The sequence below is a fragment of the Megasphaera paucivorans genome, assembly GCF_900103535.1.
Lineage (GTDB): Bacteria > Bacillota > Negativicutes > Veillonellales > Megasphaeraceae > Megasphaera_A > Megasphaera_A paucivorans.
In genome coordinates this window covers 94412-118665 of sequence record NZ_FNHQ01000006.1, presented here as the reverse complement: position 1 = coordinate 118665, position 24254 = coordinate 94412, and the positions used below count along the sequence as shown (strand labels likewise).

Genomic DNA, 24254 nt, shown 5'->3' with positions numbered 1-24254 from the left:
TCCCTTATCGAAGCCGATAAAGTCGGCGGCACCTGCCTCAATGTCGGCTGTATCCCAACGAAAGCGCTGATCCATGTAAGCGCTACATTCAGTGCCATCAAAGAACAATCGGCTAAATTAGGCATCACTGTTTCCGGTATGGATGTCGATTGGGCTAAAGCGCAGCAATATAAAGGTTCTATTGTAAAAACATTGGTTGGCGGCGTGGAAGGCCTTTTGAAAGCCAACGGCGTTACCGTGTATCGCGGCCGGGGAATTGTCAAAGATGCCCATACAATACAGGTCGGCAGTGAAACGCTTACAGCGGACTCGATTATTTTGGCTGTCGGTTCTGAACCGGTACGCATCCCTATCCCCGGAGCCGATCTTCCGGGCGTGATCGATAGCACGGGGACCCTGGCATTAACCGAAATACCCAAGAGCTTTGTCATTATCGGCGGTGGGGTTATCGGAATTGAATTTGCCTCTCTCTTTGCTTCGCTGGGAACGAAATGTACTATTGTGGAAGCACTGCCGAGAATCCTGCCTCCTATTGATGCAGAAATTACCCGCATGGTCCGAGCGGATCTCGAAGCCAGAGGGATTGATATCTTGACCGATGCCCGGGTAGAATCCATCGAACAATCCGGCGCCTCTTATACAGTCCATATGAATTACCAGGGACAGGCCCAAACGGTAGAAGGCGAAAAAGTATTGATGTGTGTAGGCCGCCGCGCAATGACCCAAGGTATCGGATTGGAAGAAGCCGGAATCGTCCTTAATCGCGGAAAGATTGTTACCGACGATCATTTCCAGACGAATGTTCCCGGCATATATGCCATTGGGGACTGCAACGGCAAACTTATGCTGGCACATGCTGCTTCGGCACAGGGAATTGCTGCCGTCAATTATATTATGACCGGCCGGGACAGCTACCATGCAGAAACGGTTCCTTCCTGCATATATCTGGAACCGGAAGTTGCCAGTGTCGGGATGAAGGAAGAAGAATTGCAGGAACAAGGGATTGCCTACCGCTGCGGTACATTCCCCTTGTCTGGCAACGGCAAGGCTTTAATCGAAGCCGGCGGCAAAGGCATTATCAAGATTTTGGCCGATGCCAAATACGGACAGATACTCGGAGTTCATATTTACGGGCCGCGGGCGACGGATTTAATTGCAGCGGCTGCGATTGCAATCCGGCTGGAAGCTACGGTGGACGAATTTACGAGTACCGTATGGGCTCATCCGACCGTGGGAGAAGCATTAGGGGAAGCAGCAGAAGCTGTTTTTGGAAATTCGATTCATTGGCCGCCTAAAAAGAAATAAACCGTGACAGAAAGAACGCCTTACAACTTCATTATTGCAGCTGTAAGGCGCTCTTTTTAACTTTTTAATTGTTTTCCACTAAGATGTTTTCATCGACTTCTTTCAATTTTGAATATAGTGTGTTTCTGCCGATATTAAGAGATTTTGCTGTTTGAGAAATGTTTTTATCGCATTGTTCGTATACTTGCATGATGTAACGATGTTCAAATTCTTTTAACGTCATATTATCTCCTAACCAGCTGGGAGGGGGTGTATCTTGTTTTTTCATATTGGCAGGGAGAAAATCTTTGGTAATAACTTCGTGAGGACAAGTGTAAATCATTCGTTCTACGACATTTTCTAATTCGCGGATATTACCTGGCCAAGTATATTTTTGCATGATGTCAAAAGATTCTTGATCAAAATGTTTTCTTTGGATATCTAAACGCTGGCATTTATTTTCCAGCAGCATATTTATTAATAAGACAATATCAGAATGACGTTCACGTAAAGGCGGCAGTGTAATCGGCAGTACGTTGAGCCGATAGTATAAATCGGCACGAAAATTCCCATTGGCGACCCCTTCTGCTAAGTCTTTATTAGTAGCTGCCAGCACGCGGACATCGATATCAATATAACGGGTACCTCCAATTCGCATAATACGTTGTTCCTGCAGTACACGGAGCAATTGAACTTGTATTTCTAGAGGCATATCACCGATTTCGTCAAGAAATATAGTACCTCCGTGAGCTAGTTCGAATTTTCCTGCTTGTCCATTGCTTTTGGCACCCGTAAACGCGCCGCCTTCATAACCGAAAAGCTCGCTCTCTACCAGGTTTCGCGGTATAGCACCGCAGTTGATAGCGATGAACGGGCCATCATGCCGGGCGCTCGCTTGATGAATAGATTGAGCAATCAGTTCCTTTCCCGTGCCGCTTTCTCCTTGAATCAAGACATTGGCATTTCCGTTAGCAGCGATTTTAGCCATACGAATGGCTTCCAGCAAGGCAGAATCATTTCCTAATATATCGTCGAAGGTAAATTTAGCAGTAGCTCCCGTAATTTTATTGATTAAATCCTTAACACGTTTGATTTCCCGGAATATATCAATGGCTCCGGTGGTCATACCGTCGTCATCCTTTAAAATGATTGCTGTTTTAACAAAGTCGAGAGTACCGCGTTTTGTTTCGATAAAAAATTCGCGATCTGTATATCCTACACCGGAACGTAAGGCATGCATGATGATAGGGTCAAAATCGACAAGTGAATCAATCGGTCTATTAATAGCTTTTCTTCGGTCGATATGCAAAGTTTTGGCTCCAAACGGATTAATATATTGTACGATTCCCTTAGCATTCAGCATGATTAGTCCGTCATTCATAGAGTCTAAAATTGTCATATACATATTTGTTTTTTCGGAAAGTGTAGAATTAGCCTGATCAGCTTTCATTAAATTAGAAATAGCAGAAGCGGTAGCAATAACCATGCCTAATGTATGAGAATTCACTTTATCTTTTGGACCGGCTAAACTGAAAACGCCGACAAGTTCACCGCTTGCGTCAATAATAGGAGCAGCTGAGCAGGAGGTATTATGATGAATCTTGCAATAATGTTCAAAGCCGGCTACTTGTAAGGGTTTTAATGTTTTTTGTACCAAGCTGATTGCCGAAGTACCGATCAACTCTTCTGTTTGTCTCAGACCTTCAGAATAATAAAGACTGTGTGATAAGTCCGTGCCATGGGCAGGAAGTATGGTTTTTAATATATATCCATCTTTATCTGATAAGACTCCAATAAAAGAACTATTTTTAAAATCTTTCATTTCCATGAATAGACGTTGTACGAACGGTATAGCTATTTTGAGCAGTTCACTATTATGACTCATAATTTCTTCAAACGCTTTTCCCGTGACGACTTCTTGGCTATAGCCTTTTAAGGGATTGAGCTTAATGGAACGACAATAGTTCCAAGACTGAACAACTATAGGGGGAATAGTGGGTGAAACCTCACCGGTCTCCATAAAAGTGTTCCAATCTTGTTCAGATACCATAATATAACCTCCTTTATTTCTTCACTGCTAAAATTAAATTTATATTTATTATATCATATTTGGATCAATGCGTGTATAAAATTATGCATTAGGCGAATAGAATAAGTTATATTTATTATATTACTTAAGCATAGGAAATGAATAGTATGTCATGATTTTTAATCTGCAACAGGAAGAAGGCCGTATTGATGACAAGAAAAATTTGTTCAATTTATTTAGGATGCCAGCCATATAATGTTGGATTGGAATATCAGCGGCAGGCTAAAAATTTTGTTTTGCAGGGGATTTGGGATGCCGTATTTCTTATAATAGAGCATCCGCCGGTTATTACTATTGGCATGCATGGCGGTGATACGCACCTTTTAGTAACCGACGATTGGCTGAAAATACACCATGTAGATCTATTCCATACGAACCGCGGAGGTGATATTACTTGTCATAATCCGGGGCAGCTCATATGTTATCCCATCATAAATCTAAAAAAATGGAATACAGATGTTCATTGGTATGTTCAACAGATAGAAGAAAGTATTATCCGAACCCTAAAGCGCTTGGGTATTACAGCTGGCCGCAAGGCTTTATACAGTGGAGTTTGGGTTGGAAATAAAAAAATAGCGGCTGTTGGTATCGGTGTAAAGCATTGGATTACCTATCATGGCATAGCATTAAATGTTTGTAATGATTTAGAACTTTTTTCTCATATTATTCCCTGCGGTATTACTGATTTTGGGGTAACCAATCTCAGGGAATTACACTGTCATATGTCTGCGGAAACGGTTGTACCTCTTATGCAAGATGGATTTATTTCGGTATTTCCGCATGATACATATAGTAACTTCACGTATTGGGGGGATTTATATGGAACAAAAAATTTTAGAAAAACCGAAATGGCTGGTACAGCATGTTTGTAATGATGATACATACAAAAATGTAAGAAAACTTGTAAAAAATCTGAATTTGCATACGGTTTGTGAAAGTGCGGATTGTCCGAATATTGGGGAGTGTTTTGGTCATAAGACTGCAACTTTTCTTATTTTGGGAGGAGTTTGTACACGAGCCTGTCGTTTTTGTGCAGTTCCCAAAGGGAAACCAGATTTGATAGATCCCAATGAGCCGGAAAATTTGGCGCAGGCAGCCGCTTATTTAGGCTTGAAACATGTAGTTATTACTTCTGTTACACGTGATGATTTGCCTCGGGGCGGGGCAGAACAATTTGCTGCTTGCATTGCTGCTGTGCGAAATAGTAGTCCGGATACTTCTATAGAAGTACTTACTCCTGATTTTCGGGGGAATGTTAGTGCTCTTAATATTGTTTTAAAAGCAAAACCCACGGTGTTTAATCATAATATTGAAACGGTTCCTCGATTGTATTCCGCTATCAGACCGATTGCCGATTACCAGCAATCCATTGATGTCCTGCGTTATGCTGCACATTATGGTGAACCACCGTTGGTAAAAAGCGGAATAATGGTAGGATTGGGTGAAAGCCAGGAGGAAATAGAAGAAGTATGTAATGATTTACATGAAGCGGGCGTAAATATATTGACTATCGGACAGTATTTAAGACCGTCATTAAAGCATGTCCCTGTAGCAGAATATGTGACTCCCGGAAAATTTGAAATGTATAAGCGGATTGCTAAAGGGATTGGTTTTGAGCATGTTGTGAGCGGACCTCTTGTTCGCAGTTCTTATCATGCCGGGCTTATGGTGGAGGAGTGTGTGCATCATTAATGTGTAGTTTGCACAGTGATTACAATTTTCAGTATCTTATAATGATAGCAAGGAGTGATAGCAATGGAAGGTATTATGAAATGTGTTGTCAAAACGGCAGCAGGTGTAGGAAATGTTGAACTTGTGCAACGTCCGATACCGCAGGTGGGACCGAATGATATATTGATCAAAGTTCATGCCGTGGCTGTTTGCGGTACGGATGTCCACATTATGAATTGGAATGAATTTGCCAGCAGTCGTATGATTCCGCCGATGATTATCGGACATGAATTTTCAGGTGAAGTTGTGGAAAAAGGAGAATTAGTTTCACAAATTCAAATAGGAGATGCAGTTTCTGCAGAGACACATATTGTTTGTCATACTTGTGATGTTTGTCATAACGGACAGGAACATGTATGCCCTCATACGCGGACCATTGGCTTGAGCCGTGATGGAGCTTTGGCAGAATATGCATGCATACCGGCAGAAAATGCTGTTGTATTTAAAAAGTTTGCCAATTGGGAAGTGTTAAGTCTCATGGAGCCTTTTGTAGCGGCTGTTCATGCTGCTACACAATTTCCCGTTGCAGGAAAGTCAGTGGTGGTTATTGGCTGCGGTCCTATTGGTGCTATGGGAGCCAGTGTTGCAAAAAAATGCGGAGCTGCCAAGGTTATTGCCATAGAACCGGTGTCAGACCGAGGGAAGAAAGCATTGGAAATGGGTGCCGATGTGCTTATTAATCCTATAGAAGAAGAGGTATCTAAAGCAGTTCCGATGGCAAATGACGGAAATCTTATTGATGTTGTCCTTGATTTTTCCGGAAATGTTGGAGCTATTCAATCTAGCCTGACTTATATTAAGCCGGAGGGGAAAATAGCAGTTCTTGGCCTATCGGACAGGCAGCTGTCTTTTGAACTTAGTGAATTTGTATATCGCGGATTGACGCTGAAAGGGATAGCTGGGCGGCGAATGTATCAGGACTGGGAAACAGCGAAGGGATTACTGGCAAGTGGTCTTGATTTATCTAACATTATTACACATAAACTTCCAATGACAGAATTTAAAGAAGGTTTGCGGCTCATGAAGACGGGTGAATGCTGCAAATGTGTACTTATTCCTTAACGTAATTATTGAATGTAACATACTCCCAATGAGGCAGCAAAAATACATGTAAAGTCTATGACCAGACTATGCATGTATTTTTGTCATTTTATACATATCATATCTGTTAATGTAAAGAACAACATAATAATTTGGGTTATTGTCTTTCCCGGTGTTTGGTACTATCATATAAGCGCAATATATTATGATATGCAGCCAATGTATATTGATTTAGCAAAATTAATCAATTATGAATCAAAGGGGGGACAATTATGTTATCATTTATTTCCAATCCTGTGTGCTGGGGTGCCATTATTGTTTTTATTATGGGGCAGTTTGCGATTGACACTGTTTCTGCAATGCAGTATAAAAAAGACAAAAAAAATATGCAGGATGCAGAAGAACACAGACAACACCAATATGCATAATAAATTATGTACATAAAGACCGGTTAACAGAGAAGCCGGTCTTTTTTATGCATACATTGAAGGTCGTCTGCGGAGTAATAAGACGTGCTGTAAGTTCAATTTTTCTTGCCAAATTAGGGGTAATATGATATACTATCTTAGCATAGGTTTTGTATGTTTGATGAGAAGAGGTGTGAATGGTGAAAGAAGGAATCCATCCGAAGTACGGTAAAGCTGTAGTGACTTGCGCTTGCGGCAATACATTTGAAACTGGTTCGACTAAATCCGAACTGCGTGTTGAAATTTGCTCTAAATGCCATCCTTTCTTTACTGGCCAGCAACGTGCCGCTCAGGCTCGTGGCCGTATTGAACAGTTCAACAGAAGATATGGTAAGAAAGCTTAATAAGCAGTGGTACAAGTGGAATGGCAGAGCAGAAATGCTCTGCTCTATTTGTTTATGAAGGAAGGAGCTTCTATGAGTAAACCAACAACATATGTCGGTGGTCAAGCTGTCATTGAAGGTGTTATGATGCGGGGACCTGAATATATAGCGACGGCAGTACGGACACCTTCAGGAGAGATTGTTGTCAAAAAAGATCGGATTTATTCTATTATGGATAGATTTTCAATTTTAAAAAAACCTTTTATTCGTGGAACGATTGCTTTATATGAGTCACTGGTTTACGGAATGAAAAGTCTGTCTTACTCAGCTCAGGCATCGGGAGAAGAGGAAGAACAGATGAGTAATGTACAGGTTGGCCTCACCATGGCATTTTCAACGGTATTAGCCATTGTGTTTTTTTTAATCATTCCCACGTATGGGGCTAAATTTATTCCCGGGGTTGAGGATAGTGCGTTTCGGCTTAACGTAGTAGAGGGAATATTGCGTCTCCTTATATTTCTATTATATATATGGGCGATTTCACTTACGAAAGATATACAAAGAGTATTTGAATATCATGGAGCAGAACATCAAACTATTTGGACATATGAAGCAGGCGAAGAATTAACGGTAGAAAATGTGCAGAAGCATAGTCGGCTTCATCCTCGCTGCGGTACCAATTTCCTTTTGATTGTTATGGTAGTATCTATTTTTGTGTTTGCGTTTTTAGGATGGCCGAATTTAATTGAAAGAATTATATCTCGAATTGTTCTTATGCCAGTTGTTGCAGGACTAAGTTATGAAATGATCCGGTTAGCAGCACGGACGACAAATCCAATAGTACAGCTGCTTTTTAAACCCGGTTTATGGATGCAGCTGCTGACAACGCGAAAACCGCATCCTGATCAAATCGAGGTGGCGATACGAGCATTGGAAGCTGCGCGTCCGGCAGAAATAAAAGAGCAGGAAGTTGAAAAGAAAGAAGATACGGTGATGCAACAAAAAATTCCGGCAGCGGGACGATAAAGAAAGAGAGGAATAGGTCGTGTTTTTTGATAAAGTACAGGCTGTAGAAAATAAATTCATGGATCTTGAACAGCGCATCAGTGATCCGGATGTTATTGCCCGGCAGGAGGAATGGCAGAAACTTACTAAGGAGCATGCTTCTTTAGTCCCTATAGTGGAAGCCTTTCGTAAATATAAAGAGGTAACGGAAATTCTGAAAGGCGATACGGAGATTTTGAATGATAAGGACAGCGATGCCGATCTGATTATGATGGCTAAAGAAGAAATGGCAGATCTTGAAAAAAAACAATCTGATTTAGAAGAACAGATGCATATTCTTATGCTGCCGAAAGATCCGCAAGATGACAAAAGTGTTATTATGGAAATTCGCGGTGGCGCCGGTGGCGATGAAGCGGCACTGTTTGCAGGAGATTTATTTCGCATGTATTCGAAATATATAGAAAAACAGGCAGGATGGAAAGCAAGTTTAATTAGTTCCAATGCACCGGAATTAGGTGGATTTAAAGAAGTTATTTTTTCAGTAGAAGGCACCGGTGTATATGGTAAGTTAAAATATGAATCAGGTGTCCATCGAGTACAGCGGGTACCTGTGACTGAAGCAGGAGGACGTATTCATACATCGACGGCGACAGTCGCAGTTCTTCCTGAAGTGGAAGACGTAGAAGTAGATTTAAATATGGATGATGTTCGTGTTGATTATTTTCGCTCGAGCGGAGCGGGTGGACAGCATGTTAATAAAACAAGTTCAGCGGTACGTATGACGCATATACCTACGGGTATCGTTGTTGAATGTCAAGATGAACGGTCTCAAATGGAAAACAGAGCAAAAGCTACAAGAGTGCTGAAGGCTAGATTGTTTGATAAGGCACAGCAGGAGGCCAAAGCGGAAGAAACAGAAGCCAGGCGCAGTCAGGTAGGAACAGGAGACCGCAGTGAACGTATTCGAACCTATAATTATCCGCAGGGGCGTGTTACCGATCATCGCATAAATCTTACTCTCTATAAATTGGAAAATGTTCTCAACGGTGATTTGGATGACTTCATACAAGCGTTGGCGGAGGCTAGGAGAGCAGAATTAATGAAAGAAGAAGGAAATGAATAAGATTTGGACCATTGGAGAACTTCTTCAATGGACACAGCATTTTTTTGAAAAAAAGGAAATTGATTCGCCTCGCCTTGATGCGGAAATCCTTTTGGCCCATGTGTTAAAAAAAGAGCGGATTTATTTATATGCTCATTATGACGAGCCTATGACGGCAGGAGAGCTGGATTTGTATCGTGATTTTGTAAAAAAACGGGCAGATCGTATTTCTGTAGCGCATTTATTGGGTACTACAAGCTTTATGGGTATGAATTTTATTGTTAATTCAGATGTTTTGATTCCGCGTCCAGAGACGGAAATCCTTGTGGAAACCGTACTGTCTTATGAAAAAAATCCCGCGGTGCATATAGAAATATTAGATATAGGAACCGGCAGCGGTGCAATTATTTTGAGCTTACTTAGTTATTTGACCAAGGCAAGCGGAACCGGGGTAGACATTTCATCCGCAGCACTTACTGTTGCGAAAAAAAATAGTGAGGCTTTTAAACTATCGGAACGAGTAGAATGGCTTGAAAGTGATCTTTTTGCCAATGTTTCCCACAGATCGTATACTTGGATTGTATCTAATCCACCCTATCTGACACAAGAGGATATGCAATCTTTGCAGCCGGAGGTCCGAAGAGATCCGCAACAAGCGTTGTTTGGCGGTATTGATGGATTATCTTATTATAGACGGTTAGCGGGTGCTTCCTGGCAGTATATGACTCAAGATGGATATTGTGCAGTGGAAATAGGAGCGGGGCAGTGTAAGGATGTATCTGATATATTTGAAGCAGCAGGGCATTACATGATAGATAAAATAGTTAAGGATTATGGAGATATTGAACGGATTATAATATTTAAGCGAAAAGAGTAGATCGAAATGAAGCAGACAAAAATGGTGCATATTACCAATGTAGATGCAGCGAAGAATGTGTTTGAAGAAGCTGGCCGCATTATTAGAAATGGCGGACTTGTGGTATTTCCGACGGAGACTGTATATGGTATTGGCGCAAACGGTCTTGATGCAGAGGCTTGCAGAGGTATTTATGCTGCTAAAGGACGTCCCAGTGACAATCCTCTGATTTTGACTGTTCCGGATAAAGAGGCCGTGAAGAAGGTTGCGGCGTTTATTACACCAACTGCGCAAAAACTTCTTGATACATTTTGGCCGGGACCGCTTACTATTATTTTCCCTCGGCAGCCCCATATTCCAGATGCCGCAACAGGTGGATTAGATACCGTGGCGCTTCGGTGTCCGGATCATAAAATTGCACATGCTTTTTTACAGGCAGCCGGTGTTCCCGTAGCCGGTCCCAGTGCTAATTTATCCGGACGGCCTAGTCCGACGACAGCCGAAGAGGTAGCGCATGACATGAATGGCCGGGTCGACATGATTATTGACGGGGGACCTTGCCATATTGGCGTAGAGTCGACTATAGTAGAATGCAATGTCGATGATACAGTGACGATTCTTCGGCCGGGTGCGATTACTTTGGAAATGCTGAGAAAAATCATATCGAATGTTCTTATTGATACTAATTTGGTAACCGGTAAAGGAATACCTAAGGCGCCGGGCATGAAATATAGACATTATGCACCGGCAGCTCCTATGACGGTAGCTGTTGGAACTGTGAAAAATGTGACGCTTGCATTGAGAGAACGTTATACAAAGGCAGGCCAAGAAGGGAAAAAAGTAGGCTTTCTTGTAAGCCGGCAAGTTGCAGAGGCTTTTCCGAAAGAGATGATGTATATTTGGGGAGAGCATGGGGATAAGCCAGCATTAGCCAGCCAGTTGTATACGGGGCTGTTGTTTTTTGACAACGTGAAGGTGGATTATATTTTGGCCGAAGGCGTTGATGCGGCTGGACTTGGAATGGCTATCATGAATCGCATGAAAAAGGCTGCCGGCGGAGATGTAATAGAAGTATAAAATTAAATCCCTTGTTGAAAGTATGGTACTATCAGATACTTTTCAAGGGATTTTTTGATGATTATCTATTCGGTATTACTGTAAAAACAAACAATTGTTAATCATGTCTATTCATGATACGGGTTAAGCGTTATAATAAAAATAATTAAGATTACAGGAGGGAAATACATGAAATTAGTTATTGGTAGTGACCATGGCGGATTTGCCTTAAAGGAAAACATTAAAGGCTATTTGCAGGAAGAGGGTATTGAGTTTACCGATTACGGGACACTGACTCCAGAACGTTGTGATTATCCGGTTATTGCAAAAAAAGTTGCTGAAGCAGTTGCGGATGGTACTTTTGATCGCGGAATTCTGATTTGCGGTACCGGAATAGGCATTGGTATTGCCGCTAATAAAGTACACGGTATACGAGCTGCTTTATGTCATGATTGCTTTTCTGCAGAATATTCTCGCCGCCACAATGATGCCAATATTCTGACTATGGGTGAACGTGTCATTGGACCGGGCTTGGCTAGAGAAATTGTAAAAATTTGGCTGGATACTCCGTTTGATGGTGGTCGTCACGCGGTTCGTGTCGGCATGATTAATGAAATGGATAAATAATTATGTTATATAAACAAGAAGGAGGCTTGTGCAACATGCATGTACAAGTGATGGATCACCCACTGATTCAACATAAGGTTACGTTAATGAGAATGAAGGAAACGGGATCGAAGGATTTTCGGGATTTATTAGTAGAAATTACAATGCTTATGGGATATGAAATAACCCGAGATCTCCCACTGGAAGATGTAGAAATTGAAACACCGATTACAAAAATGACAGGGAAACAGTTGAGTGGTAAGCAATTAGGAATTGTTCCGGTCCTTCGTGCAGGACTTGGTATGGTTCAGGGACTGCTCAATTTGATTCCCACTGCTAAAGTAGGACATATTGGCTTATACCGGGATCCTAAGACATTGAAGCCTGTAGAATATTATTGCAAATTGCCGGATGTACAGGATCGAGATTTTATTATTGTAGATCCCATGCTGGCGACGGGAGGCAGTGCTGCAGCGGCTATTACCATGCTCAAGAACCGTGGTATCAAGAATATTAAACTGATGTGTCTGGTCGCGGCGCCGCAGGGTGTACAGGAAATCAATAAGCAGCATCCTGATGTTCGTATTTTTGTAGCGGCTTTAGATGATAAGCTGAACGAAAATGGATATATTGTACCAGGCTTAGGTGATGCTGGTGATCGGATATTTGGTACAAAATAAGATATAGGTGGATATGAGATTGGATTATATATAAATTACAGCCGTCGGTTGATCTGCGTATGCAGCGTAGCCGGCGGCTGTAATTTTTTATGTGGGAGTAACGTTTGAATAGAAAGGTGTTTTACCTTGCAGCATAAGATAAAAGAAATTAGATGAATAAAAAATACGAGGTTTTGACAGATAGTATTATGTGATTTATACATTAGGGTCAATGGGCACAGTCTTCAAATCCATTTTCTAATTCCAAAAGATTATACGGTGTTTCCTGATATACGGTATTAAGCCAATTGTGATAGAATAGATGAGCATAGCTGCACCAGATAAAGGAAGGCATCTGCGTGTCGTCATTATTAGGATAATAGTTGGCTGGAATATCAATAGAAAGTCCTTTGTTTTTGTCACGAAGATATTCTGTTTCCAAGGTGCGTCGATCATATTCGAAATGTCCGAGGATAAATATTCTGCGGATATTTTTTGTACTTAAAATATTGATGCCCGTTTCTTTGGAGCAGGACAGAATTTGCAATTCCGGTATGGTGCGTGCATATATTTCGTCGATTGCCGTGTGCCTCGATTGAGGGATAAAATAACGATCATCAAAGCCTCGTAGCAGCGGATGATGTTTGACCGTCAACTGATACTCATAAATACCAAATAATTTTTTTGAAAGGGTATGTTTATGAATGCCATAATAGTGATAGAGAGCTGCTTGAGCTCCCCAGCAAAAATGAATGACAGAAAATACATGAGTTTTAGACCATTCAAGATAGGTAATGATTTCCTGCCAGTAATCCACATCTTCAAAGTCTGATAACTCTACAGGAGCACCGGTAATCAGCAGGCCATCATAATATCTGTTTTGAATATCAGAAAATGTGTAATAACATTTTTCGAGATATGTGGGATCGGTGTGGGTGCTTTGATGAGTGGCTGTGTGGCAGAAATCTACTTTTATTTGTAAAGGGGAGTCTCCTAAAAGCCGTAATAACTGCAATTCCGTTGGCTTTTTGAGAGGCATTAAATTAAGAATAAGAATTTTTAACGGACGAATATCTTGATGGAGGGCTCTTCCTTGTTCAATAGTAAAGATACCTTCTTTTTGTAAGATTTCTTTTGCCGATACGTGATCGGAAATTTGAATTGGCATATGTCCAGCACTCCTTATTGAAATAATATATTATTTGGCTTTTGCCAGAGCCTGTTGGATATCTTCGACAAGATCGTCTACATTTTCCAAGCCGATAGAAATACGAATAGTGCCGGGAGTGATGCCGCAGGCATGCAATGCATCTTCATTCAGCTGCTGGTGGGTTGTAGATGCAGGATGAACTAGCAGTGATTTTGAATCTCCTACATTTGCCAGGTCGGAAAAAATTTCTGCGCCGTCAATAAATGCACGAGCTGCCTTATATCCGCCATTAAGTTCGAAGGAAAAGATGGAGCCCGCTCCATTGGGAAAATATTTCTGTGCTAGTTTATAGTAAGGAGAAGAAGGTAAGGTGGGATAATTTACTTTAGCAACATCTTCATGGTTTTCTAAAAATTCAGCGATTTTTTCAGCGTTCTTTACATGACGTTCTACACGCAGTGATAGAGATTCAAGGCCTTGCAGCAGCAGCCAGGCATTAAAAGGACTGATACAAGCTCCCAGATCGCGTAATGTTTTAGCGCGAATGCGGGTAACAAAACTCGCTGTGGGAATATCTTTAGCAAAGTTAACGCCGTTATACGCAGAATCGGGAGAAGTGATTTTCGGAAAACGTCCGGATTCTTTCCAATTGAATTTTCCATTTTCTATGATAAGACCACCTAGGCTAGTGCCATGGCCGCCGATGAATTTTGTTGCTGAATGGACAACAATATCTGCTCCATGGTCAAGCGGCCGGAATAAAAAGGGAGTGGCAAACGTATTATCCACAATTACCGGAAGTCCGTTATCATGAGCGATTTTTGCAATAGCTTCAAAATCAGGAATATTAATCGCGGGATTACCTAAACTTTCAAGGTAGACAGCTTTTGTTTTGGTATTAATAGCCGCTGTGATTTCTTCGGGATTATCTGCATTGACGAAATGGGTGGTAATTCCTAAATTCTGCAATGTTTCACTAAATAATTCAAATGTGCCGCCATATAAAGTGGAAGCGGATATGATTTCATCATTGGCGCCTGCCAGATTTAATATAGAATATGCAATAGCGGACATGCCGCTGGCAGTTGCTAAGCCAGCCGTACCGTTTTCCAATGCAGCGATTCGTTCTTCTAAAACAGATTGCGTGGGATTGGTAAGACGGCTGTAGATATACCCTGGTTTGCGCAGTGCAAATAAATCTTCTCCTTCCTGTGTATCTTTAAATACATATGATGTTGTCTGATAAATGGGGACAGCACGGGAACCTGTTGTTGGATCGGCAATTTGACCGGCATGTTGCTGCAATGTTTCGAAATGATAATTTTTACTCATGATATATACCCCCTAAATAGATAATTTTTAACTTGAAGGTTGTAACGTACGGAAGTTTGCAATAAAAAAAGCTTCCATCCCCTTAACAAGGGACGGAAGCACCGTGATACCACCCAATTTTGTTTAATCCTCACGAATTAAACCTCTTCAAGTACGCAGGCTTATAAGAAAGCCTTTAATACTCTAGTGCTGTAACGGGCACGCCCGGATTGTCTAATTATTCGACATATCTGCTCAGAGTCCATTTTCCATAAGGTGTCATGTACTCTCTTTCACCAAGCGAGAGCTCTCTGCAACAATCTTCTTTATGTACTCTTCTCTTCATTGCAACTTTCAAGTTTTGCCTAAGTCTAACATGGAGAAAAATATTTGTCAATTTATTTTTTGTAAAAAATAAAGACTGCATATAGGAATAACGAAGTTATGTAAAAAGTCCTTGACAAAGGAGGTTTTAATCTATAGAATATATGAGTAAGCTTTTGACTTGGAATCCACTAGCCCCGGATGAAAAGCTGCAAAGCTTTGGTTAGTTAGTCGTATCAGGGAGGAATTATACAGCATGAAAACTACATTTATGGCCAACCCGAGCAACATCGAACGGAAATGGTTTGTTGTTGACGCTGAAGGTCAGACTTTAGGACGTCTTGCTGCCGAAGTTGCAAAAGTTCTTCGGGGAAAACATAAACCTACATTTACACCGCATATGGATACAGGTGATTATGTCATCGTTATCAATGCAGAAAAGGTTAAGTTAACAGGCAAGAAATTAACAAAAAAGATTTATTTCCGCCATTCCGGTTATCCCGGTGGTGCAACCTACACACAAGCAGGTCATATGCTAGAAACACATCCGGAACGTGTTGTTGAAATGGCGATTAAGGGAATGATTCCCCATACTAAATTGGGTGAACAGATGTATCGGAAATTGAACGTGTATGCAGGTCCGGAACATCCACATCAGGCGCAGAAACCTGAAGTTTTAAATTTAGATATTCGTTAAAACCGGGAGGAAGATTTCATGGCAGTAGCACAGTACTACGGCACTGGCCGTAGAAAGACATCGGTTGCCAGAGTTCGTCTGGTTCCGGGTCAAGGCAAAATCGTAGTAAATAAAAAAGAATTAAATGAATATTTCGGTCGTAAAACGCTGGAATTAGTTATTAAACAGCCGCTCGTATTGACAGGTGTTACCGAACAGTATGATGTCGTTGCTGACGTAAAAGGCGGCGGACCGTCAGGTCAAGCCGGCGCTATTCGTCATGGCATCAGTCGGGCACTTCTCGAAGTAGATCAGGATTTTCGTCAGTCGTTAAAAAAGGCAGGGTTTTTGACTCGCGATCCGCGTGAAAAAGAACGTCGTAAATACGGCTTGAAGAAAGCTAGAAAAGCTTCACAGTTTAGCAAACGTTAATTTTATCATCACAATATGCAAGGATATACCGCGTAAATATTTTATTTACGCGGTTTTTTTTATTGTGATTTTACATAAGCACGGGTTTATATCCTCTATAGCTTTTGTTTTGCGTTTGTGATATACTATAAAGGTAAAAGGTAACAATTAGAACTGAGCTAATTATAAACATTTGTCGATTGTAAGATATATGAAATAGAAAAACCTTTTGGAGTGTTATAATATGTAATGAAACAGCAAGACCTTTTGGAAGGTGGGGACGGGAAAACTTTCTGCAATACAAATACGATGGGTATCATCATAGTTAAAACACTCAGGGAGAGTGTTTTTTTGTTATTTATGCAATGATATTTTTAATATGCGGGAGGCTTTTTATGATAGATAAAACAAAGCTAAAACCATGTACGTATCATCGTTCGGGATATTTTGAAGTGAATCATGATATGGATAGTACACATTATAGTGGTTTTGTGGATCCGAATAAAATTGATGAACTCTATGATGAAAACTATAATCCGGTACCTATGTCATCATTTAGTATAGATCAGGAATATTATGATCTGTATTGTAAGAAAATTAATAAAAAAACAGATATACTATAATTTTTGATTTTGCCAAAATGTATAATGGGTGGCGGAAAAGATAGACGCAGGGGCATCGTATTACTTTATCGGCGTAGTGTTACCCTTCTAAGTATATAATGCCTTGATGAACCCGACAGATACAGTAATGATCTGATTGGCCATTCATCCTGTAAGGTGCAAATCCTTACCCCATTTATCGCAAGGTAAAGGTGCCCATATTATATGGGCACCTTTTTTTATGTATGCCAGTCATATAGGCAGAGAAGACAAATATATTGAACGTATAATTATGCATTGAATACTTCTTTGATGCGCGCAAATCTTTAAGTAAGATTATTTTTTATTTTTTCTTTGAATTTCAAGAACGTCGCAAATGCAAGCAGTTACTGAAGTTGCAATTATTACTCTTAAAAGTTGGGCAACATTATTATAATCTTTATTTTGAACCGATTTAGCAATTGCTTTGCAATCGTTCTCTAAGTTGCTATTGGATAAGGCTTGTGAGCAAATCGCGTATATGTCTTTTTCAGTCATTTTAGTCACCTGATTCTATGATAAGCATATAAGTATAAAAGTATGATATGGGAATGATGTTAAAACCAGCTTATGTAAAAATAAGGGTTTTACATAAGCTGGTTGTTTATAATATCGGGTCAATTATTAAAAAGTAATGTTTATTTTTTCTTTCGCTATCTCATTTCCGTTTAGAACTAAATCATTTTAGTGTAATCATAAGGGCGTTTCATATATTTATAAATACAATTATAATAACTACTAATTAATATTATACCATAAAAATATGAAAAGAGATAAATACATTTCCTTATATCTATATATAAGGAAATATGATATAATTAAATCAAATTATTGAAGTTATAAAAATATTATATATAAAGTGAAACGGGTTTTTGAATTTGAACTTTGGCAAGCAGCATTCGGTATAAGTTAACATTTTTTCATTTATTATATGAGATTCAAATTCTTGATCCATAGCTGTTTCATTATCTACTATAGCTGATAGAACATGACATATCCATGCTTCTCAGCTATATTTTTTATACCTTAAATAATTGTAACATGTATTATATTTTCCAGTTCATGGCAGAAAACTATGAAATAAATTTAAAGAAAAGGGGCAGAGACACAATTTTGTCTAAAAATTGGCAGTATATGATAATACGAGGGGTGAGTAAGATTGTTTGTCTTTTCTCATACCCTATGATATTGTTTGTCGGAAGAGGCGTATTGGGCCCCATGATGAAAACCATATTGAAGAAACAGCGAAAACGTGGTGTTTTTCATGTTATGCGTGGTATTAACTGCAATGAAGAAAAAGCGAAGTTGATTATTAATGAAATGTTTAAAAATTTAGGACAGTCTTTAATGGAAATTTTATATACACCGAATTTGAAGAAAAATAATGTGCTAAATCAAGTTTCTATTGATCATCCGGAGCGAATCGAAACAGCATTGATGGAACATAAAGGAGTTATTATTTTGACCGGTCATTTTGGAAATTGGGAGTGGCTGGGAGCCGTACCTTCTTTATACGGGTTTCCTGTAACCGTAATTGTAAAAAAGCAGCCGAATGATCAAGTAACCCGATTTTTGAATGAAAACCGCGAAATGATGGGAATAGAGGTCTTTGTCCGTGGTGGAAATGAAATGATTTGTGCAGCCAGAGCATTAAAACGAAAAAAAATATTAGGATTTTTAGCAGATCAAGATGGCGGGTTTTACGGCGTTCCTCAAATGTTTTTAGGAAAAATGGCGTCTACTCCTATAGGACCGGCAACATTTGCAAAAAAGTTTAATTCCCCTATTTTACCTATCTTTGCCAGTCATGATGAAAAACATCATAATCAAATTATGGTTGGTCAAATTATGCATTATGAAAATACGGGAAATCCGGAAGAAGATGTGGCGCGCTTGACTAGAAAAATGGGGTGTTTGACCGAATCGTTTGTGAAAGAACATCCAACAGAATGGCTATGGTTTCAACATCGGTGGAGTACGAAACCTGAAGACATTATTGCATTACATAATAAATAAAAGAAAAAATAATACGTTGTATTTTAAATTCAATGATGTAACTTGATAATGAAATACCTAAGTCCCATGGTATAAAGCCAAGAGAGTGATGTAAAAAATAAGGAAAAACGCTAGAGAAAGAATAGGAATGGCAGGAAAAAGGCAATACAAAACGAATCCCTATTCCTAAAAAAATTTAAAACAAGGATTTGACATCAGCGCTGCGAGCGTTGACTCAGCGTGCCGGTGGGATATACAGGCGATTGTCCTTCAGCAGATGAAAGACGAACCGAACTAGTTTTTTTGCAGTTAAAGCGAGTGTGCTGAAACTGGTTAACCTCACGAAATTTAAGATCATAGTAGCGCTGGAACTCGGAGTCGCATCTTTTCACGGAGTTGGCGGCTTCCAGTAGGTAGTAGCGGAGATAACAGTTGCCGGATTGAATCAGGTGGGTATGCGAAGCTTCAAAGTCGCCGGAGTGGTGCTGTGTCCATACAAGACCTGCAAACTTAGCGACCGAAGCTTGGGATGCAAAGTGATGGATATTGCCAATCTCGGCGATAATACGGCAGAGTAGACCTTGTCAATGCTGGGAACGAAGGTCAGCGTATTCGGAATGATCTCAAACTGCTGTTTAATTGTCTTGTCCAACATCTTGCACTGCTTTTTTAGGGTGCACATAGATGCAATGGAAACAGACATGACTTGGTTTACAGAATTATTCCGGAGCAGACCAATGTGATATTCCTCTCTGCTTAAAGGGCGGCCTTACCTCTGGCAAAAAACCAATGAGTTTGCAGCTAACTTCCGGTTCAGGGAAATAGACTTATTATGAAGCAGTCTTACGGTGCAACCAAGAGGAAGAGAACTTGCCCCTGCTGTCTTACAGCTATTGTATCATGGACAGCTCATAGCCTGCTGATAACTGATTTATTAACTTTTAAACTTATTATACGAGGAGGAATAGGATGTGAAAATCAGCAGACATCATTATAACGGTGCAAGATCACCTAATTCATTATGTGATACGGCACCGGGAGATGTGAAAGTAATACAGATTGAGCCGGAAAAATTGGCAGAATTTTTGAAGGGGACCAACGGTGAAATAAAAAAGGCGGAAAATAATAGGCGAATTCGTTAGATTACAAATCAGAAATAGTGTTTTTATAAAACCGTGCAGATATTGCTGCACGGTTTTTTGTGATGTATATCAACTCCAATATACTGAATATTCAACTTCACTGGTCACATATCTTTATTTGATATATAATAATACGGATGAAAGGTTAGAGTATTTTATTGGAGGAATGATAATGTCTCATATTATTACATTAGAAGATAAAGAGCCCAAAATAGATGCAGATACTTTTATTGCGGATACGGCTACGGTAATTGGGGATGTAAAACTTGCAAAGGGAGTCAGTATTTGGTACAATACTGTCCTTCGCGGGGATGATAATACGATTACTGTCGGACGATATACGAATATCCAAGATAATACGACAGTTCACCCGCAGGCCGATCAGTCGATGGAAATTGGGGATTATGTCCTTATTGGACATAATGCGATTATTCATGGAACTAAAATTGGCAATGGCTGTTTAATTGGTATGGGTGCTACGCTCCTTGGATATTCTGAAATTGGAGAAAATTGTATCATTGGGGCAGGAACACTAATTACACAGAATAAAAAAATACCGCCTAATTCTATGGTTTATGGTAATCCGGCACGTATTGTCAGAAAAGTGACCCCCGAAGAAATAGCTGAGGTAAAAAAAGAAGTGTTAGGATATTATGAAAATGCGAAAAAACATATGGAGAGATAATGCCATGTTTACATACGAAATGCCGACTAAATTATTTTTTGGGAAAAATTGCATTGCTCAATCAGGTGATTATTTGGCGCAGCTGGGTAAAAAAGCATTACTTGTCACAGGACACCATTCAGCTAAAATCAATGGTTCACAGCAAGCGATACTTGATACGCTGCAGCAGTTAGGGATTTCCTGGGCTATTTTTGATGAAGTCGAAAACAATCCTTCTATTCTTACGGTACGCCGGGCGGCTGCTTTTGCTAAGGCCGAACAGGTTGATTTTGTTATTGCTGTTGGCGGCGGTTCTCCCATGGATGCAGGGAAAGTTATCGCTTTACTATGCACGAATGAAATTGATGACGTGCAGTTGTTCAGCGGACCATATAAAAAACCGCTGCCTATTGTGGCAGTACCTACGACATCGGGTACCGGCAGTGAAGTAACTAAGGCAGCCATATTGACAAATCCCCATGCCGGAACGAAACAATCTGTTACGGATCCGCTGCTCTTTCCCTCTATGGCTTTCGTCGATCCCACATTTACGATGGGGGTATCTCCGGTTGTTACCATTGATACGGCAATTGATGCATTATCACATGCCGTTGAAGGGTATATGTCCAATAATTCTACCCCCGTCAGTGATGTATGGGCAGAAGAGGCTATGCATTTTATTGGACCGCATTTGACGGAATTAGGAAGTGACGTATCTTACGCCGCTCGTGAAGATCTGATGTATGCTTCAACCTTAGCAGGTATTGTTATTGCTCAGAGCGGTACGACTCTCATTCATGGAATGGGATATCAGCTGACATATTATAAAGGATTTACTCATGGACGGGCAAATGGCATGCTTTTTCCTTCATACATGTATCTCATGACAGAAACAATGCCTGATAAAGTGGAACGGGTATGGGACATTCTTAATCTTGACGGATTGGATGAGTTTACAAACATAATGAACAAGCTTATGCCTGATACGATTCAATTAACGGAAGAAGATATTGATTGTTATACAAAGCTGACGATGCCTACACGAGCTGTCCAGGCAACCGCATATAATGTTACAGCGGATGTTATAGCTTCTATTTATCGGCAATTGAGATAAGTGCAGGAACAACATGTGTGAAACACTAAGAACAAGTAAGCATAATTTAAAATAGCTGCATGGTTTAAAAACATTAAACGGGAAATAAGGGTTTAGTAAGAAATGTAAAGGCAGCAGGAAAAAACAGTAATTAATGGGTATAGAATGCAGGAGGAATCATGACAGAATTATTAGCACCGGCAGGATCATTGGATACAGTATTGACGGCCATTGATGCCGGAGCAGATGCGGTATATTTGGGTGGCAAGTCATTTAATGCCCGAAAATTTGCACATAATCTTGATGATGAAGAATTAGATCGAGCGGTGCGGACGGCGCATCTTTTTGCTGTTAAAGTGTATATTACAGTTAACATTCTTATTGCTGATACAGAGCTGAAAGAACTTGCAGCTTATTTAAAAAAATTAGACGAGCTCCATGTGGATGGCATTATTGTACAGGATTTAGCCATTGCTGCATGGGTTCAAAAGATAGTTCCCAATTTGCCGCTGCATGGGAGTACACAGCTTACTGTTGCGGATTTAAATGGAGTACGATTTTTGGAAAGTCTTGGATTTACACAGGTTGTTTTAGCGCGTGAGCTATCTATACAAGAAATACGATACATATGTCAACATGCAAAAGCTGCTATTGAAGTATTTATACATGGAGCATCCTGCATGTCGTATTCAGGTCAATGTTTAATGAGCAGCTTTATCGGCGGGCGAAGTGGTAATCGCGGAGCCTGTGCACAGCCCTGTCGTCTCCCGTATCAATTGATTGAGGAAGGCGGCATACCGGTAACGGAACCGGAAACGTATGTATTGAGCCTTAAAGATTTGAGCAGCGTTTCTGTTATTCAGGAACTCATAGATGCAGGCGTTTCTTCTTTTAAGATTGAAGGACGTATGAAAGGAAATGGATATGTGCGTTCTGTTGTGGGTGCCTATCGCATGGTCATGGATACTTATATCCATACCTCCTTACAGGAGCGGCAGCATATATTGGAAAAAGCCGAGCATATTTTAGCGGAAAGTTTTAATCGAATGTATCAGCATGATTTTTTAACAGATACGGTGCAAAGAAATACTATTACTGAAAAAAGTTCAGGCAACACAGGGCGTCACGTGGGAAAAATCCTAAAATGCCGAGAAGGTATTGCTGAAGCTAAGTTAACCGAGCCTTTGAATGTGGGAGATTTCATTAAAATTACAGCAGCAGACGGAAGGGAATGTTTTGATGAAATTTCAGCGGTTATTGCTGATAAAGAATATTCGAATACTTCATATACAGTGAAATTACGTTGTAAAGCAGGCGTTTCAGGCGAAGTATATCGATTAGCTCGGAAAGAAGATAGAAAAACAGAAACAAGGGAGATGAATCGTAAAATCCCCCTTTATTTTCACGTAGATGTAACGGAAGAAAAACAACTTCGTCTTAGTGCATGGGATGAAGCGGGACATGTGGCAGAAGAAGTATCTGCATATGTTGTTCAAAAAGCGGCAAAACACCCAGCTGACCGGGCGTGGATTTATACGCAGCTGAATCGTTTGGGCGGAACCTCTTTTTATGTTAGCGGAGTTACGGTTTGGGATCAATCGTATATGATACCGGCAAGTGTTCTCAATGTCTTGCGTCGAAACGCTGTCGCGGCTGTGGAACAGAAAATTTTGACAGACTATCATCGGCCGGCAGCGGGAGAGACAACCATACTTCCTAATTGTACTATCAAGTACCGGAAAGAAAAACAAAATGAGCTTGTTGTGCGTTGTGATTCGCTAGAAGGTATTACGGCAGCACTGCAAAATGGAGCTGACCGCATTGTGTACGGAGGCGAATCATATACGCATACAACTTTTGGATTTTCTCAGTGGAAACAAGCAGCTGATGTGGTCCATAATGCCGGTGCGTCTATTTGGGCAGCCTCTCCGCGGATATTACGGCAGCGGGATGAAACGTATGTCAGAAGAGAATTGCAGACAGCAGTTTCTTGTGGTGCAGATGGCATTTATGCCGGAGCTCTGGGGATTCTTGCAATGGCTAAGGAAGAATTGTGGAATGTCCCTATTGCGGGAGATTGGTCTTTAAATACCTTCAATGCCAAGGCAGCAGATCTTTTGCGTTATTATGGATGCAGCAGCATAACCCTTTCAACGGAACTTATGCTCAGGCAGATAAAGAAAATTATTTCTGCATGTCCGTCGGTACCTATTGAGATTTTAGTAGAAGGGCGGTTGGAAATGATGGTGACTGAATTTTGTTCTCTGGCGGCTTTTAACGGTTCAGGAGTAAAAAGGCGATGTGCCGCTATGTGCAGTCATAAAAAATATTATCTTAAAGATCGTACAGGGGAACAGTTTCCTATTGTCACTGATTCATATTGCCGCAATCATCTTTTAAATAATCGAGATTTGGATATGGCACCGTACTACTCTCAATTAATGCAATGTGGTATTTCCCGGTTTCGGATCGAAGGCAGAGGTCGCTCTTCTGCATGGATTGCGGCACAGACGCAGCGATATCGACATCTTATAGATGATACGGAACATATGGTGTTAACTAAAGAAGATAGCAGTGTTACACGAGGGCATTTTTTTCATGGAATTATATAAGTATAGGAGTGCCAGG

The 24254-nt window shown here is 40.5% G+C and carries 25 protein-coding genes and 1 other annotated feature; of the genes, 20 read left to right on the top strand and 5 right to left on the bottom strand.

The genetic code is table 11. The annotated features are described in order from the left end of the window. Nucleotides 1-1305 (top strand): dihydrolipoyl dehydrogenase (lpdA, locus tag BLR11_RS04300; protein ID WP_091648505.1); only part of this gene is annotated, 1305 nt, incomplete at its 5' end. Nucleotides 1306-1369: 64 nt separating this feature from the next. Here lpdA and BLR11_RS04295 read toward each other — a convergent pair. Continuing rightward, nucleotides 1370-3334, bottom strand: a complete 1965-nt coding sequence (locus tag BLR11_RS04295) for a sigma 54-interacting transcriptional regulator (RefSeq protein WP_091648502.1) — start codon at nt 3332-3334, stop codon at nt 1370-1372. A 188-nt stretch (nt 3335-3522) separates the two neighbouring features. Between BLR11_RS04295 and lipB the strand changes: the two genes are divergently transcribed. The 11 genes from lipB (at nt 3523) to upp (ending at nt 12240) form a co-directional block, all read left to right on the top strand. After that, nucleotides 3523-4245, top strand: coding sequence for a lipoyl(octanoyl) transferase LipB (gene lipB / locus BLR11_RS04290; RefSeq protein WP_091648500.1), 723 nt, complete (start codon nt 3523-3525; stop codon nt 4243-4245). Next, complete coding sequence (gene lipA, locus BLR11_RS04285; RefSeq protein ID WP_091648499.1) at nt 4193-5065, top strand: lipoyl synthase; 873 nt, start codon at nt 4193-4195, stop codon at nt 5063-5065. The genes lipB and lipA overlap by 53 nt, the downstream gene beginning before the upstream one ends. Before the next feature lie 63 nt (nt 5066-5128). Next, the gene (gene tdh / locus BLR11_RS04280; RefSeq protein ID WP_091648497.1) at nt 5129-6166 is read left to right on the top strand and encodes an L-threonine 3-dehydrogenase; all 1038 of its coding nucleotides are present in this window, start codon (nt 5129-5131) and stop codon (nt 6164-6166) included. 251 nt (nt 6167-6417) lie between these two features. Then, on the top strand, nt 6418-6573 hold the full coding sequence (locus BLR11_RS14095) for a hypothetical protein (RefSeq protein WP_176762871.1): 156 nt from the start codon (nt 6418-6420) through the stop codon (nt 6571-6573). A 179-nt stretch (nt 6574-6752) separates the two neighbouring features. Further along, on the top strand, nt 6753-6956 hold the full coding sequence (rpmE, locus tag BLR11_RS04275) for a 50S ribosomal protein L31 (RefSeq protein WP_091648530.1): 204 nt from the start codon (nt 6753-6755) through the stop codon (nt 6954-6956). 72 nt (nt 6957-7028) lie between these two features. Next, complete coding sequence (locus tag BLR11_RS04270) at nt 7029-7961, top strand: DUF1385 domain-containing protein (RefSeq protein WP_091648495.1); 933 nt, start codon at nt 7029-7031, stop codon at nt 7959-7961. A 19-nt stretch (nt 7962-7980) separates the two neighbouring features. After that, nucleotides 7981-9063: a peptide chain release factor 1 gene (prfA, locus tag BLR11_RS04265; protein WP_091648493.1), complete on the top strand. Its 1083-nt coding sequence runs from the start codon at nt 7981-7983 to the stop codon at nt 9061-9063. After that, entirely contained in the window at nt 9056-9919 is an 864-nt protein-coding gene (gene prmC / locus BLR11_RS04260) for a peptide chain release factor N(5)-glutamine methyltransferase (protein ID WP_091648490.1), read from the top strand. The genes prfA and prmC overlap by 8 nt, the downstream gene beginning before the upstream one ends. A gap of 6 nt (nt 9920-9925) precedes the next feature. After that, nucleotides 9926-10975 carry an L-threonylcarbamoyladenylate synthase gene (locus BLR11_RS04255; protein ID WP_091648487.1) on the top strand — a complete coding sequence of 350 codons (1050 nt, stop codon included), beginning with the start codon at nt 9926-9928 and terminating at the stop codon, nt 10973-10975. A gap of 168 nt (nt 10976-11143) precedes the next feature. Beyond that, a complete protein-coding gene (rpiB, locus tag BLR11_RS04250; RefSeq protein WP_091648485.1) occupies nt 11144-11581 on the top strand; it encodes a ribose 5-phosphate isomerase B in 438 nt (145 codons plus the stop codon). A gap of 35 nt (nt 11582-11616) precedes the next feature. Beyond that, entirely contained in the window at nt 11617-12240 is a 624-nt protein-coding gene (upp, locus tag BLR11_RS04245; protein WP_091648484.1) for a uracil phosphoribosyltransferase, read from the top strand. A 208-nt stretch (nt 12241-12448) separates the two neighbouring features. Here the strand turns inward: upp and BLR11_RS04240 are convergent, their stop codons facing one another. Both BLR11_RS04240 and BLR11_RS04235 read right to left on the bottom strand, forming a co-directional pair. After that, on the bottom strand, nt 12449-13387 hold the full coding sequence (locus tag BLR11_RS04240) for a homoserine O-succinyltransferase (RefSeq protein WP_091648482.1): 939 nt from the start codon (nt 13385-13387) through the stop codon (nt 12449-12451). 30 nt (nt 13388-13417) lie between these two features. Continuing rightward, nucleotides 13418-14701 carry an O-acetylhomoserine aminocarboxypropyltransferase/cysteine synthase family protein gene (locus BLR11_RS04235; protein WP_091648480.1) on the bottom strand — a complete coding sequence of 428 codons (1284 nt, stop codon included), beginning with the start codon at nt 14699-14701 and terminating at the stop codon, nt 13418-13420. Nucleotides 14702-14786: 85 nt separating this feature from the next. Continuing rightward, nucleotides 14787-15035, bottom strand: a binding site (T-box leader). Between the two features lie 225 nt (nt 15036-15260). Between BLR11_RS04235 and rplM the strand changes: the two genes are divergently transcribed. The 3 genes from rplM (at nt 15261) to BLR11_RS04220 (ending at nt 16714) form a co-directional block, all read left to right on the top strand. Further along, nucleotides 15261-15701, top strand: a complete 441-nt coding sequence (gene rplM, locus BLR11_RS04230; protein ID WP_091648478.1) for a 50S ribosomal protein L13 — start codon at nt 15261-15263, stop codon at nt 15699-15701. 18 nt (nt 15702-15719) lie between these two features. Then, nucleotides 15720-16112, top strand: coding sequence for a 30S ribosomal protein S9 (gene rpsI / locus BLR11_RS04225; protein ID WP_091648476.1), 393 nt, complete (start codon nt 15720-15722; stop codon nt 16110-16112). Nucleotides 16113-16486: 374 nt separating this feature from the next. Then, entirely contained in the window at nt 16487-16714 is a 228-nt protein-coding gene (locus BLR11_RS04220; protein ID WP_091648474.1) for a hypothetical protein, read from the top strand. 315 nt (nt 16715-17029) lie between these two features. On the opposite strand, the gene BLR11_RS04215 is transcribed toward BLR11_RS04220, so the two are convergent. Continuing rightward, complete coding sequence (locus tag BLR11_RS04215; protein WP_091648472.1) at nt 17030-17230, bottom strand: hypothetical protein; 201 nt, start codon at nt 17228-17230, stop codon at nt 17030-17032. Between the two features lie 615 nt (nt 17231-17845). On the opposite strand from BLR11_RS04215, the gene BLR11_RS04210 reads away from it, so the two are divergent. After that, nucleotides 17846-18748, top strand: coding sequence for a lysophospholipid acyltransferase family protein (locus tag BLR11_RS04210; RefSeq protein ID WP_091648470.1), 903 nt, complete (start codon nt 17846-17848; stop codon nt 18746-18748). A 194-nt stretch (nt 18749-18942) separates the two neighbouring features. Here the strand turns inward: BLR11_RS04210 and BLR11_RS14665 are convergent, their stop codons facing one another. Further along, nucleotides 18943-19290 carry a transposase gene (locus BLR11_RS14665; protein ID WP_425433749.1) on the bottom strand — a complete coding sequence of 116 codons (348 nt, stop codon included), beginning with the start codon at nt 19288-19290 and terminating at the stop codon, nt 18943-18945. Nucleotides 19291-19698: 408 nt separating this feature from the next. On the opposite strand from BLR11_RS14665, the gene BLR11_RS14090 reads away from it, so the two are divergent. The 4 genes from BLR11_RS14090 (at nt 19699) to BLR11_RS04190 (ending at nt 24238) form a co-directional block, all read left to right on the top strand. Beyond that, nucleotides 19699-19869, top strand: a complete 171-nt coding sequence (locus BLR11_RS14090) for a hypothetical protein (RefSeq protein ID WP_176762870.1) — start codon at nt 19699-19701, stop codon at nt 19867-19869. Nucleotides 19870-20041: 172 nt separating this feature from the next. Further along, on the top strand, nt 20042-20554 hold the full coding sequence (locus tag BLR11_RS04200) for a gamma carbonic anhydrase family protein (protein ID WP_091648468.1): 513 nt from the start codon (nt 20042-20044) through the stop codon (nt 20552-20554). A 4-nt stretch (nt 20555-20558) separates the two neighbouring features. Further along, nucleotides 20559-21647, top strand: a complete 1089-nt coding sequence (locus BLR11_RS04195) for an iron-containing alcohol dehydrogenase family protein (protein WP_091648527.1) — start codon at nt 20559-20561, stop codon at nt 21645-21647. 158 nt (nt 21648-21805) lie between these two features. Continuing rightward, nucleotides 21806-24238, top strand: coding sequence for a U32 family peptidase (locus BLR11_RS04190; RefSeq protein WP_091648466.1), 2433 nt, complete (start codon nt 21806-21808; stop codon nt 24236-24238). Nucleotides 24239-24254: the final 16 nt, after the last annotated feature.